The sequence below is a fragment of the Candidatus Nitrospira neomarina genome (assembly GCF_032051675.1).
Lineage (GTDB): Bacteria > Nitrospirota > Nitrospiria > Nitrospirales > UBA8639 > Nitrospira_E > Nitrospira_E neomarina.
This window is the reverse complement of the sequence record NZ_CP116968.1, coordinates 3747786-3761138: the sequence shown is the minus strand read 5'-3', so window position 1 is coordinate 3761138 and position 13353 is coordinate 3747786. Positions and strand designations below refer to the sequence as shown.

Sequence of the window (13353 nt, the reverse complement as noted above, 5' to 3'; positions counted from 1 at the left end):
CCTTCCTCAGGAAGACCGGTTTTTAAAATCTTCTAGCAGCACCTGCCCCGTCCACGATGACTTGACCTTCATCACGGATTGCGGTGTGCCCTCCGCCACCACACATCCTCCTTGATCTCCACCTTCCGGCCCCAAGTCAATGACCCAATCCGCGTTCTGAATCACATCCACATTATGCTCAATCACAAGGACCGTATTTCCTGCTTCCACTAACCGGTCGAGTACATCCAGCAACCGTTGAATATCCACAAAATGCAGTCCCGTCGTCGGTTCGTCCAAAATATAGAGCGTGCGACCCGTGGATCGTTTCGAAAGCTCCTTGGAAAGCTTGACACGCTGGGCTTCTCCACCAGACAAGGTCGTCGCCGATTGCCCGAGTTTAATGTAATGGAGACCCACATCTGATAAGGTTTGCAGTCGGGTGCGAAGTGGCGGAATGTTCACGAAAAATTCCAATGCCTCAGCCACTGTCATATTTAAGACTTCTGCAATCGTTCGGCCCCTGTAGGTCACATCTAAGGTTTCGCGATTATACCGTTGCCCATTGCAGGCCTCACAGGTCACATAAATATCCGGGAGAAAATGCATTTCAATTTTTATGAGGCCATCACCCTGACAAGCTTCACATCGTCCACCTTTGACATTGAAACTGTAGCGGCCTGGCTTGTAGCCTCGCACTCGAGACTCCGGTAATTGCGCGAAAAGATCACGAATGAAACTAAAGAGGCCGGTATAAGTGGCGGGATTGGAACGAGGAGTTCGTCCAATTGGGGACTGATCAATATCAATCAGCTTATCCAGCTGCTCGAGTCCACGTATGTCCCGGCACCCTTCAAACACCGGCTTCTTCTGTGAAAAACCCTCCCCCAGGGATCGGAACAACACATCTACGACCAGAGTACTTTTCCCTGACCCTGAAACACCGGTAACACAGGTCAACAGACCCAATGGAAAATTCACAGTTACGTGCTGAAGATTGTGCTTTACCGCACCCACGACGGTCAAAAATCCTTTGGCCTGCCGTGCACGTTGGGTCAAAGAAACTCGTCGGCTCCCTTTGAGATATTGACCGGTCAGCGATTTTGGATGAGCCATCACCACCGAGGGAGGACCATGAGCCACTAATTGTCCACCTTCCACACCGGCCCCCGGCCCTAAATCCAATATATAGTCGGCAGCGCGCATGGTCTCGGCATCGTGCTCAACCACCACCACCGAATTCCCCATATCACGCAATCGTAACAATGTTTGGAGTAACCGTCGGTGATCCCGCTGATGCAACCCGATACTGGGTTCATCCAGGATATACAGCACGCCCACCAATCCTGATCCGATTTGCGTGGCTAATCGAATCCGTTGTCCTTCCCCTCCAGACAAAGTGGCAGAAGGGCGATCCAGGGTGAGGTAGCCCAATCCGACGTTGTGCAAAAACTCCAGCCTCTCCCGAATCTCTTTCAGCACCCGCTGCCCAATCATTTGTTCGCGATCGGAGAGAATTAACGCATCCATAAATGCCAAGATATTCCCCACAGACAGATGGGTCACCTCAGCAATAGACTGCCCCCCAATTTTTATGGCAAGGCTTTCCTTCCTCAGTCGACCTCCGCCACACATTGCACAAGGGGTATCGAAGGTCCATTCCTCCCATTCAGAATGACTGGAAGCTTCATACCCAATACCATCACATCCATCACACGCACCATGAGGGCTGTTAAATGAAAAAATTCTTGGGGAAATTTCTGAATAGCTGACACCACACTGGATACACGCCAGGTCTTCACTATAGACCCGGACTTGACTATCTTCTGTCAGCACTCCAACCAGCCCATGCGACATCTTGAGGGCCGTTTCTACCGAATCTGCCAAACGCCGAGTCACCCCGGTCTCTGGCTTGACGATGAGTCGATCAACCACAATCTCAATGGTATGCTTGCGTTGTTTATGTAATGTAATTGACTCCCCGAGATCCCGAATGTCGCCATCAATACGAGCCCGGACAAATCCAGCTTTGCGAGCGGCCAATAATTCTTTGCGATATTCGCCTTTACGCCCTCGCACAATGGGAGCCAAAATGTGGATTTTTGTGCCAAGAGGAAGCCCGAGTATGGTATCCACCATTTGTTGTACCGTTTGCGCCGCAATGGCATTCCCACAAAGATAGCAAAAGGGTTGCCCGATTCTGGCAAATAGTAAACGAAAATAATCATAGATCTCCGTGACCGTCCCCACCGTGGATCGAGGGTTGTGACTCGTCGTCTTTTGTTCGATAGAAATGGCAGGCGAAAGCCCTTCAATGGAATCCACATCCGGTTTCGTCATTTGGTCAAGGAATTGCCTGGCATAGGCGGAGAGTGATTCGACATATCGACGCTGGCCTTCGGCATAAATCGTGTCAAAAGCCAAAGATGACTTACCTGATCCGCTTAAGCCTGTAATGACCACCAACTGATCGCGAGGTATTTCCAGGTCGAGATTCTTGAGATTATGTTGGCGAGCGCCCCTAATCACGATAGAGTTATTCATGGAAGCCGAGTATATCATACGAATCCCCTTGACTGTGGCTTCTCTTTGACTAATGGAATTGACCCTTACACAAAAGGTCGGATACAATCCTGCAGGCTTCATGTACCGGTTTTGAATAGACGGAATCGTATTCTTTTACTCCAACCTTATTTTTCATTTCCCTTATTAGATGAGGAATTTCATGAAGAACCTGAAAGCAGCATGTATCTGGACTGCCACCATTATTCTGATGAGCCTTTTGTCACATTCTCCACCAGCATGGGCTGCTAAATACGAACTTACTCGAAACAGTATTGAAGAGGCGAAGGAAATTAATGCTGCAGAAATTTCTCTCTATCGAGTGAAATTAGGGGACCCTGAAGCCACCGCCGTGGAAGCCCTTGTGGAAGCAAGGATTTCCGGTGTTCGGGCAGAGCAAGAAGGTACCTTTATTTTGTTATGGGATAAAGAAAATCCAACTGGTGCAATGGCAGGAGTCCGTATCACGGACGGGAAAGTAGATCTCATATTTATCAATAATCGATTTGCCCATAAAGTCCGTGGTATCTTCCGACATGTCCTCGGGGCCAAATCCACAAAAGAAATTCGAGACCTGCTGGGACCAGAAGATTTTCCGAATGAAACACTGATGGGCGCCAAACTCTTGTATGAAAAGCAAGGGTTTCTCGTGAATTTCCTTGAACGGCAAGTAAATGTGGAATTCTGTCTTGGCTGCCAGGATCTATTTTCAGGTTTCTAGGAGGCCTGTTTGGAGCCTTAGTTTTATCTCACTTCGCAGTCTGCTTTCAGTTATTGAGTCATTTCCCGAAAGAGGGATTTCTCCTCCCTCTTCTATTTTCCCAACATCGTCAAGAATGCATTTCTTCCAATAGTTCGGTTTAGACTGATTCCATATATGGACGACCGGATTCTTACCACCCATCTCATAGAAGAAGAACAAAGCCTTGAGGGGACTTTGAGACCTCAACGCTTAACGGAGTATATCGGCCAGGAGCGGATGAAAGAATCGCTTCGGGTTTGTATTGACGCCGCAACGGGTAGAGGAGAAGCCTTGGACCATGCCATTTTTTATGGACCTCCTGGGTTAGGCAAAACCACCATCGCACATATTATCGCCAAAGAAATGGGGGGCACGATTCGCTCTACTTCAGGGCTGGTACTTACCCACGCGGGCGACCTAGCCGCCATTTTAGCAAATCTTCAACCACGGGATGTTCTATTTATCGATGAAATTCACCGATTGCCTCCAGCGGCCGAAGAGGTATTGTATCCCGCGATGGAGGATTACCAGATTGATTTGGTGATTGGACAGGGCCCCTCCCTGCGCACCATGAAATTAGATCTCCCCCCTTTTACGCTCATTGGAGCCACGACACGTGCGGGCTCCCTCACCTCTCCTCTGCGAGAACGCTTTGGGCTTGTTTATCGTTTGGATTATTATCTGCCTGAAGATTTGCAGATCATCATTGCCCGCTCCGCTAGACTACTCGGAATCCATATTGAGGATGAAGGGGCGGGAGAAATTGCCAGCCGGGCTCGTGGGACTCCCCGTATTGCCAATCGATTAATCAAACGTGTGCGTGACTTTGCAGAAGTTAAGGCCCAAGGACGGATCACGAGATCTGTCGCACAGGAAGCCTTACAATGGTTAGGAGTCGATCAGGCAGGTTTTGATGAAATGGACCGCAAAATACTCTTGACCATAATTAGAAAATTTAAGGGAGGACCGGTTGGCATCGACGCATTGGCCGCAGCGGTCCAAGAAGAAAAGTCCACATTAGAAGATGTATACGAACCTTTTCTGCTTCAATCTGGGTATCTGGATCGAACGGCCCGAGGGCGACAAATCACCTCAAAAGGTTTGCAACATTTCGGAGAAAATCCGAATCTCTTTTCGATTGGGATCTGACCCGATCTTCCCTCCTACATTATATCTAGCCTCCATTCGCTTTTTCCTCTCTCACTTTTATTTAAAAATGCTTCCGACCCCTTCCCCTCATTTGCTGTATTGACGGTATCTGAAAAATAATCGGTATAGTAGGAGAAACAGACAAATCTGTCATGTGCCGGTTGAATAGAATTTGTTTGTTTAATCCATTAATACAACAGTGAGAGGATATCAGAATGAATGTACGCCTCTTATCATCCTTTCATTCTTTTTACAGGAAAACCTCAGCATCAATGAAGTATTTAACCCTGAGTTGCGGTGTTTTTTTAGCCTTTTTCTATTCTTTGAGTCTGATAACCCCAGCCTCGGCTGACGAACTACTTATCGAGTTCGGGGATTCCTGGGTGGAAGACGGCTACATTTTCCATGTTGATATTCAATTACCGCCCTACAATAATTATTGCACAACATCTGGGAGGGGTTTCATTGGCTTTAACGTGTATTATGAAGACACGAGAAGCCTGGATGGAGAGTGGGCCTTTGGTATCGCTCCGTGGCCTGAGGGGTTTGCGTCTGAATCCAAAGTGGGGTCCCACATGACTGCGGTCGCTCCTCAAGTATATTGCACCAGTTTTTCTCCCTGCACAATTCAGAATGTTCAAATTGTAAAGGCATGGTGCCCACCGCTAGAAGGAGAAAGTTTTTATGCACAATAAATCCCCATTCTCCTGTGCATTCTCAGAACCACCAACCTAATTCTTAGACTTCATAAAACTTTGAATGAATATAGAATAGAGGAAATTTTTCATTCCTCCCCTGGAGCTGGGATAATAGATACCTCCATTCATTGAAAAGAAAATTAAAAAGAAAACCCAGTGCCAAGCAAAACTATCTTTCAGGGGCTACAGGAAGAGCTCCGGGATTTAGGATGGCTTCCACATCACGCATTCCCCTTTTCGCACGATCGACATACAATTGGTTGGCCACCCCTTGGTAGGTTTCAATAATCCGTCGATAGGTGCCCAGGGCTTTGTTGTACTGTTGGTTTTCAGAAAAATAACGGGCCAATGCTAACCAATTTTCCGCAGCTGTTTCTTTGGCCGTTTTAATGATTTTCCATTCCTGGGTTTTCTCATTCTGTCTCATCTGGCCTACACGACGAAGCAAGCGTTCTTCACTTCTTAGCGCAAGCAGCTCAATCTGTTCATTTTCAAACATAGCTTGCACAACCTGATGTGATTGTAAATTCCCATAGAACATTTCCACATGGCCTTTTATGATATCCGCCTGCTGCTGATATCTGTCTCCTGTGCATCCGGATAGAGTGCCTACTATGAGTAGACCACAGAACATTTTCAAGCAGACGCGCCCCTTCAAGTGAAAAGCAGAATAGAAAATATCGACATTCATGTTCCCCTCGCAAATACCATAATGGTCAACCTATGCTTAATCGCTCCGCAGACATCCTCGCCAAGAACTCGTCCGTGAAAATCAGTAAATTCTCCTTGGGGCTAAGCCCACAACACTTTCCAGGTTTTGCAGAGTACAAATTTTCCCTCATGGATTGACAAGATTATTGACGGCTAGGCCCTGAACCGATCGATCAATGGTTTTTGGACAACCTCATGACGGATGCAACTCCCGCTCCCGCCCTTGAAGAAAAACCAGAAACAACTAATACAGACCAACCAGGCACATTTTAACGTAGCCATAGCACCTCCACTTACAGGAACCTCTTTTTTGTTTCAGCTCTGATATACATTTTTGTTATGAGCCTTGAGACAACCGCTCCCCGCAAGAATACCAAGCCATGAAAACGTATGGGTATTGAATCCGGCATCTGTGGATGTCTTCGCCGCTCGCCTTACAATTTCTGGCATCCCCGTATAATACATTCCCTGCGCCACGCTGATTCACTTCGCACGGGTACATGCTGTGGCTGTAGACCAAATTTCAGATGACTCCAATTCCCTTACTCGGTGATTTTCGAACCTAATCATTGACTCGACTTTATTATCATGTTGCATCTCCAGCTATTCCGGCTTGCTCCCAAAGTGCCCTTCACGTAGACTGCCCTCATTTGACTTCACATACACGACTAGAAACATGCTTCACACATTTTACCTTCCGTTCACAGCAGTTCGAATCCTACATTATCTTTTATTGACGGCCTTCCTTTCCATAGGGCTTCTCTTGGGATCTTCCTGTTTGGCAATCGGAGAGACCCTCCTACCTCCCGACGAAGTTGATGAGCATATCGCCCATATCGCCAGCTTGGCCAAACCCTCCCCACAAGTTCCCATTCCCGAAGGAGTATTTTTAATGGGAACCAATCGGCGAGACGATCTTCGACATAGCCTTGAAATGCACTATGACGACACGGAATTTCCTCAACGTCACATCTGGGTGGATAAATTTCTCATGGATCGCTATGAAGGCACCTTAAGCGAATATCTGGCATTTCTGCTCACAACCAACAGGCCAGTCTCTCATGAATTACGGGGCCTCATCTGGCATCTCATTAGTGTGCATTTCATTCCTGATGAGGCACTCGCTTCCTGGCCGGCCCTCTACATCACATGGGAGGAAGCCAAAGCATTTTGCGAACATCATGACAAACGACTACCGTCGGAAGCTGAATGGGAGAAAGCGGCAAGAGGGGAATCTGCCCGCATCTTTCCGTGGGGGGAAATGGACCCGACAGCGGACTTAGCCGTATTCGGACAATACCACGTCCATGAAATTCCTCTGGTTGCAACGGTGGATAGCTTCGAGGATGGCCAAAGTATTTATAAAATATTGCATTTGGCTGGTAATATCGCGGAATGGGTTAATGATTGGCTGGGACCAGATTATTACCCCATCATGCCAGCCAGGAATCCGCCTGGGCCCAAATCAGGTCGTTATAAGGTTGTACGGGGCGGATCATGGAAAAGTCGGCCAGTCATGTTGCGGTCAGCGACTCGTGGGGGTGCCATTCCAGAAGAACGTTCCGCGAACATCGGCTTCCGCTGTGCTCAATCCTCCCCCTAATACCGCTAATCTCTCATTAACTTATCCGGAACTTGTCTTTACCCCAGTGGTTCAACAGAATCAGGGTAGAGAGGCAAAAGCCTCTCTACCCTGATATCAGATGTGCTGAGCTATTAATGTGTAGGAGTATGAGTCACGGTAAGATTGAAATGCGCGTCTGAATATCCCCGAACTTTTACATGGACCGCAGTCCCATTGGTTGGCACATCAAGGACGCACTTTTCTTCCGCACCCGAGAGATAAGGACGGCAATCATAGGCAGTCGTTGTGGGATCCTGATTGAACCGAACATAGAGATCGGGATCACCGGGATTGGCTTCTCCATGCATAACCACTTCCACTAATGTTCCCGGAACCACCATAAAGGGGCCATAGGTTTTCTCTGCATTCTTGGCCACACTTTGTCCGACAAAATTTTCCGTTTTGGGTCCGCAGGCTATGGGTCCCACCGGTTCCACGGGTCCCTGACATATTGCGGTATCAATGGTGAATCCCTGCGCAGGGCCATACAAACACGCTGCCCCATTTTTATCGATATTGGTCAGGGTCAGGGTCCAATCTCCTTTACCGTTACATTGCGGATAATGCATAACCGAGAAGGCATCGTAACTGGTTAACGGCCGCCAATTACTATCTTCGAAACAGGTACCCGAATCCGGGCGGGTATGCTCATGCCGAAATCCTATCGTATGACCTAATTCATGCCGCAATATCCCTTGTAGCGATAGCTTGCCATTTGGATCCAGTTGAAAAGAACTGTTATCCACCAAAACATTTCGTGAGGACCGCTGTTCATTCGGGAAAAAGGCTCGAGCCAGATATTGCCCATTCACGTTGACCGGGCGTACATCAAAAACCACATTCGGATTAGACGCCGTGCAAGAATCATCCTCTCCCCCCACATAAATGAAATCCACAGCAGCCACCGCCTCCCATGCATTTCCGGCCGCCTCCATGTCGGACTTCATTTTTTCATAATTCGCACCAAATGTTTTACTAACGCAGTAGGTCAGTTGCCGTTTTTCTATAGAATTCCACACGGCGTCCTGACCATTGACTTGATGAACGGTTAATTTCGTTCGAACCCTCTCGCGAGAGCTGTTTGACTCCTTTATTCGAGTTTCAAAAAATTCCTGTAGAAGTTTTTCATTGAGAATGGGGGTATCACCGTTCACAATATATTTCCCACCTTCAAAGGGTTCCTTATAGGTTTGGGCTTTAAACTCCTCAAAGGTTTTATTTTTCCACTCGTCTCGTTTCTGTGCTGCGTTATCCGACAAAATTTGCTTGCCCTGGTCCGGGGAATTTTTGGGCCCACTGTCACCAGCTGGTAGTGGAGTTGTATGGAGTTGGGAACAGGCAGTCAATCCGATGACTATTCCTATCACCGTTAATGTCTGATTGAGAAAAAATCGACAATTTTTCATAGTTCCACTCCTTTGAAAGTAATGATGGACCTCCCTGCTGATCAACAAGAGAACCCGGGAAACCAATTGATGGCGTCTACCCCAAACAAGATTCATGGAGAAAGAGGTTGATCATGGAGGACAGGGCTCAACTTTTATGTTGATCAAATCCACTCCCTCGCCGAGTTGTTGAATTTGCTCAATTATTGAATGAGCCGAATCCACATCCGAAAATTCCGCGCAGAGCTTTGTCTCCCCTTCTATTCCAATACGTTGCTCAACCAATCGCCGGACCTCCCCGCGTTCCTGGGCGGACTTGAGAAGGGTGCGAGAGTCGGCCAGCACCTCTATGGCTTGATCAGGTACGCCCTTTCCACGCGAAAGAGCATAAACCGCAATACTTTGAGGAGCAGGAGCTAGGGTTTCCGGAGGCTTGGCCTCTGCACACCCCTTGCTGGCCCCCATCATCATGACCCCCATTGCTAACAAGGTCAGGCCAAGTCGAAGAGACCCAATTAACCCGGTTGGCCTAAAAGGAAACAGTCGAGCATCTTCCAATGGTGTGTATGTCATAAGGTATTCCTTTCATATAAGCAAGACCTATTCCCATGATAATGCAGTATGACATACATGGGGGGGTTAAGAAAAAACCTAGGGAATATCCAGCTCGTATTCTTCTTTGTCGATCTGTCATCTTATCCTTTGCTATTCATACCTTCTCTTTTTCGATACACATTGTATCTAAACGGATAAAATCACTAGAAACCATTTCATTCTGGGGCGATATCCTTTTGGACAATTGGCTCTCAAAATTTCCGTACGCCTCATGACCAATTAAATACACATCGCCCTAATCCATTTTATGTAAACTGGCATGGACCACTAACCCGGAAGGAGGCAATCCCGTCGAAATGAAATGGTTCTGAAGAAATGGCCTATTTCTAAGAACGAAAAGGAGGGGCAGGAGCATGAGTCACCAAATGGTGCAACCGAGCCTGATGACTATCACAGGGCTCAGAGCCCAAATCGGATTTCTGAGTGACAATAATCGCTGCAGGGAGTAGCTCCCAATGACGTAAATCCGGACGTACGGTATTCTGAAACACTGTGGGAGCAACTTGCATTAACTGCGTGCCACCCAGAATAGATAAGGCACACACATCACCACTACCTCTTCCTCCAAGTGACGCTGCCCCCGCACATCCACCAACAGCCACCCCGACCCCAAGAGAAAAAGGCACTAATCCATAAACCACGCCGACAGGTAAACGAATCCAACTCTGAATGTTCAAAAGAGGGTGGTAAGCATGATCATGCCTGTGCGCGATTTTTGCAAACCAACTTTCCGTTGAAAGACGTAGGCCCGTTTCAGAAATACACAACTCCTGAAAAGGCGGATTGGGATGAATCACAAAGTATCCATTGGGAGCGCCAAACAATTTGAAATCCCAATCGACCTCAGGAAAGCGACCAACCCCATAGACCTCCCACCGGGGGGTGGGACGGGCACCCTGATCCAGCCTGATCACCTGCTTTTGGGCAAACGATTGAAGAGCAGGAGGCACATGCAGAAGAAAAGAACTGGTGGGCTCCGCCAGCCTGAACCAATCGGTTCTGGCATCTCCTGGTTCATTAAGAACTTCCCATAGCACGGCGGAAAGCACAAGATTGACAGGGTCTTCACCAAAATTGTACAGCGGGGCGAACAGTTCATGGTCCAACCGCCGTAATTCCACTTTTGCGTCCTCGATATGTCCGGTCCTCAGATAACTCGCGGCAAGCAAAAGGCTTAAATATGCCCGTTCATACGATTCCAACACATACTCCGTAAGCACCCCATCAGATAAAAAGACTCCAGCCATTTCACGTGAAAAAGAAAAAGTCTTATCGCGAAATCCAGATTGGACTTGTTCCGTGTACTCAATGACTGCGGCATCGCATTTTTGGGAAAAGGCCAGGCTTAAGAGATTCAACACCTTCATCCGATTGGACCAATCAACGTTGGAACGAAGAATCCCACATTCATTCTTAAATGTTGGTTGTACCTCTCGCATCTGACAACCCAAAATAGAAAGAGAGAGCACCACTCCCATCCATCTCCACACACACATCACCCGGCCCATCCGCGAAGAGAGAATTACCTTTTTCGATCCTAGGCTGCGAGACTTTTTCATACTTCGGGTGTTAAGGCAGGAGTCATTCAATCTGGCCTTCATTCAGTGGAAAGGAATATATCAGACTACAACTGAGGATGTCGGTTATGAATTGGGCATGTGTCCGTGCCGAGGCTTGAAGAATCGCGATCCAACAGCCAAAAAGGGGGGGAAGGGCTAATGCGGTTTTGGGGCATTGCTCATTCTTATTGGCAATACCATGACTGAAGGGAGGGTGAATTAATAAACACGTTGATTGTCTTTTTTTCCGGACAGGATAGATTTGTCCAAGATTTCCTAAAACTTTTTCCACACTTCACTTGCATGGATTTCAACAATAACCTGAACTCTTAAATTTCAATCCAGTGCCTCCCCATTAAATTCCATTGTAGAATTATCAAAAAGGAGGAACACTGGCCCCACTCTACTCCCCCATTGACCGAGAGCAGGCTGAAGAAAAAAGAAGTCGTCCGACGACAGCAACGTGAATCATGTCAGACAAGCTCACAGGGTTTGTGCAGGCTGTTAAAGGTCAAGGAGAACAAGAAAAAGTCTACCACCCTTCCAAATCCAAGACTATAAAGTAAATGCCAGAAAGGGGCGGGTTGATGACCTAAGGGAGAATTATGGCTTTCCCCACAACTCCTCCAAACGTTGCGAACGTCCACAATTCCATTTATAAAATTTGTACCGGACGGGATTTTTTTCATAAAAATCCTGATGATAGTCTTCGGCAGAAAAGAAAACCGAAAACGGAACAATCTCGGTCACGATTGGTTGCGGAAATGATTTGGAACTCTCCACTGCCAGCTTGGATTCGTCGATTAACATTTTTTGTTTTTCATCATGGTAGAAGATTGCGGTTCGATATTGATTGCCATGATCACAGAACTGTGCATTCGGCGTCGTAGGGTCAACATTATGCCAAAACATCTCCAACAGACGTTGATACGTGACCTTGGTGGGATCGTAGGTCACTTCAACGGCTTCAGCATGCCCAGTTCCTCCGGCCGAAACTTGCTCATAGGTTGGATTGGACAGGTGTCCTCCCGTATACCCGGAGACTACAGATACCACTCCATCAACTTTTTCGTACACCTCTTCCATGCACCAGAAGCAGCCTCCGGCAAATGTGGCTTTAGCATATTGAGTCTTTTCTGTTGCAAGACTCTCTTGAGACAAGGCCGCCATTCCCCCTATTAACAGTACCGCCAATCCTATGTTGAATAAAAAATACTTCATTCCTTTCATCAATACCTCCATTTTATCACCCATTCGTTTAAGAACTCACGGGTTTTGAGGAGTTAAAAATAGATATCTTCCCATCAAAGTGAGCATACTCCTTAGTCTCAAGAAACTGAATATCATTACGGGACCTGATTCTTTCTGAATTCCGAGACTTTTCAGAATGTCCAAACTCCTCCAATACTTGATGAGATGAAAAAAGCAAACATCTGTATTCACTACTTCCCACATCCCTTTTTGGGGGCATAACGTTTTGAACATGCAGCGGTGTTTACGCATTGGAATACCTTTAGGCCAAACACATCTCTGATGCCAAATCCAATCCTGTATCTCTAATCTATCGAATTTTCCTCCCAACGACCCCAAGAAATTGTCCCTATCGAATGGTCTGCCCGTTAGGATTATACAAATCCATTGGTTTTTAAAGATCCGGCTGCGCAGATTGTCCAATGTTAAAAAATGAATGACCAGGGGTCGACATTATATCGTTTTGGGCATCCTTTGTGACTTTTGGATACAGATTTTCGATTATTTCAGGATTTGCAAAGGCGGGATAGACACCTGATTCACCGATTTTTTGGGGTGTCCGCTATCTGCCTCTACTTTATATCGTTTCTGTATCACCACAATTCCTTTGTGGTTATAAAAGCACAGGGAACCTGTGTCTGGAATCCCGCAGATTCACTCAGGTTTCCCGCACCTGGGAAAAATTTTCCAACTCCAGAATTGTTGCAATCTGAAATATTAGTAATGAGATCAACTCTTTTATTTATCTTCTGACGAATAACAACAATTTTGGAGGAAATTTCTGCCCATTTTGCCCTACGGCATCTGGGTTGCTTACCGATAAGGATAGGAGAAAAAAACATAATGATGGGGGCAGGTGATGGTGCGGACTGTTCTCTGGTTAGTAATGGGAAGTCTACTTCTCCCGTTTCCAAGCGGCTCGGCCTTTTCTGCGGATACGATCCCGCACATTGATCGGCTAGGTGTGCGAACAGATTCATCTTCCAAAGGATGCAGTTCTCCAATCTATTCCTCTTTGGGACATTCCTCACCCTTCTTCTCCCCAAGCACGCCCTGTACTGTATCCAAGGATGAATAT

General features: G+C 47.0%; 9 protein-coding genes. 3 read left to right on the top strand and 6 right to left on the bottom strand.

Annotated features, from left to right (window positions below):
• Positions 1-6: 6 nt before the first annotated feature.
• Positions 7-2541: an excinuclease ABC subunit UvrA gene (gene uvrA / locus PQG83_RS16190; RefSeq protein ID WP_312743218.1), complete on the bottom strand. Its 2535-nt coding sequence runs from the start codon at positions 2539-2541 to the stop codon at positions 7-9.
• A gap of 163 nt (positions 2542-2704) precedes the next feature.
• Here uvrA and PQG83_RS16185 point away from each other — a divergent pair, with 163 nt between their 5' ends.
• Both PQG83_RS16185 and ruvB read left to right on the top strand, forming a co-directional pair.
• Entirely contained in the window at positions 2705-3262 is a 558-nt protein-coding gene (locus tag PQG83_RS16185; protein WP_312743215.1) for a hypothetical protein, read from the top strand.
• A 156-nt stretch (positions 3263-3418) separates the two neighbouring features.
• Positions 3419-4432 carry a Holliday junction branch migration DNA helicase RuvB gene (gene ruvB / locus PQG83_RS16180; protein WP_312743213.1) on the top strand — a complete coding sequence of 338 codons (1014 nt, stop codon included), beginning with the start codon at positions 3419-3421 and terminating at the stop codon, positions 4430-4432.
• A gap of 867 nt (positions 4433-5299) precedes the next feature.
• Here the strand turns inward: ruvB and PQG83_RS16175 are convergent.
• A complete protein-coding gene (locus tag PQG83_RS16175) occupies positions 5300-5821 on the bottom strand; it encodes a hypothetical protein (protein ID WP_312743210.1) in 522 nt (173 codons plus the stop codon).
• Positions 5822-6517: 696 nt separating this feature from the next.
• On the opposite strand from PQG83_RS16175, the gene PQG83_RS16170 reads away from it, so the two are divergent.
• Positions 6518-7444 carry a formylglycine-generating enzyme family protein gene (locus PQG83_RS16170; RefSeq protein ID WP_312743208.1) on the top strand — a complete coding sequence of 309 codons (927 nt, stop codon included), beginning with the start codon at positions 6518-6520 and terminating at the stop codon, positions 7442-7444.
• 113 nt (positions 7445-7557) lie between these two features.
• Here the strand turns inward: PQG83_RS16170 and PQG83_RS16165 are convergent, their stop codons facing one another.
• From PQG83_RS16165 to msrA, 4 genes are all read right to left on the bottom strand, one after another.
• On the bottom strand, positions 7558-8871 hold the full coding sequence (locus PQG83_RS16165; protein ID WP_312743206.1) for a matrixin family metalloprotease: 1314 nt from the start codon (positions 8869-8871) through the stop codon (positions 7558-7560).
• Between the two features lie 111 nt (positions 8872-8982).
• The gene (locus tag PQG83_RS16160; protein ID WP_312743204.1) at positions 8983-9423 is read right to left on the bottom strand and encodes a hypothetical protein; all 441 of its coding nucleotides are present in this window, start codon (positions 9421-9423) and stop codon (positions 8983-8985) included.
• Between the two features lie 368 nt (positions 9424-9791).
• Positions 9792-10961, bottom strand: coding sequence for a COG3014 family protein (locus PQG83_RS16155; RefSeq protein ID WP_312743202.1), 1170 nt, complete (start codon positions 10959-10961; stop codon positions 9792-9794).
• 666 nt (positions 10962-11627) lie between these two features.
• Positions 11628-12254, bottom strand: a complete 627-nt coding sequence (gene msrA, locus PQG83_RS16150) for a peptide-methionine (S)-S-oxide reductase MsrA (RefSeq protein ID WP_312743199.1) — start codon at positions 12252-12254, stop codon at positions 11628-11630.
• Positions 12255-13353: the final 1099 nt, after the last annotated feature.

Coding starts and splice junctions, on each gene's coding strand:
- uvrA (WP_312743218.1), bottom strand. CDS start 2,541: ATGATATACTCGGCTTCCATGAATAACTCTATCGTGATTAGGGGCGCT.
- PQG83_RS16185 (WP_312743215.1), top strand. CDS start 2,705: ATGAAGAACCTGAAAGCAGCATGTATCTGGACTGCCACCATTATTCTG.
- ruvB (WP_312743213.1), top strand. CDS start 3,419: ATGGACGACCGGATTCTTACCACCCATCTCATAGAAGAAGAACAAAGC.
- PQG83_RS16175 (WP_312743210.1), bottom strand. CDS start 5,821: ATGAATGTCGATATTTTCTATTCTGCTTTTCACTTGAAGGGGCGCGTC.
- PQG83_RS16170 (WP_312743208.1), top strand. CDS start 6,518: ATGCTTCACACATTTTACCTTCCGTTCACAGCAGTTCGAATCCTACAT.
- PQG83_RS16165 (WP_312743206.1), bottom strand. CDS start 8,871: ATGAAAAATTGTCGATTTTTTCTCAATCAGACATTAACGGTGATAGGA.
- PQG83_RS16160 (WP_312743204.1), bottom strand. CDS start 9,423: ATGACATACACACCATTGGAAGATGCTCGACTGTTTCCTTTTAGGCCA.
- PQG83_RS16155 (WP_312743202.1), bottom strand. CDS start 10,961: ATGTGTGTGTGGAGATGGATGGGAGTGGTGCTCTCTCTTTCTATTTTG.
- msrA (WP_312743199.1), bottom strand. CDS start 12,254: ATGAAAGGAATGAAGTATTTTTTATTCAACATAGGATTGGCGGTACTG.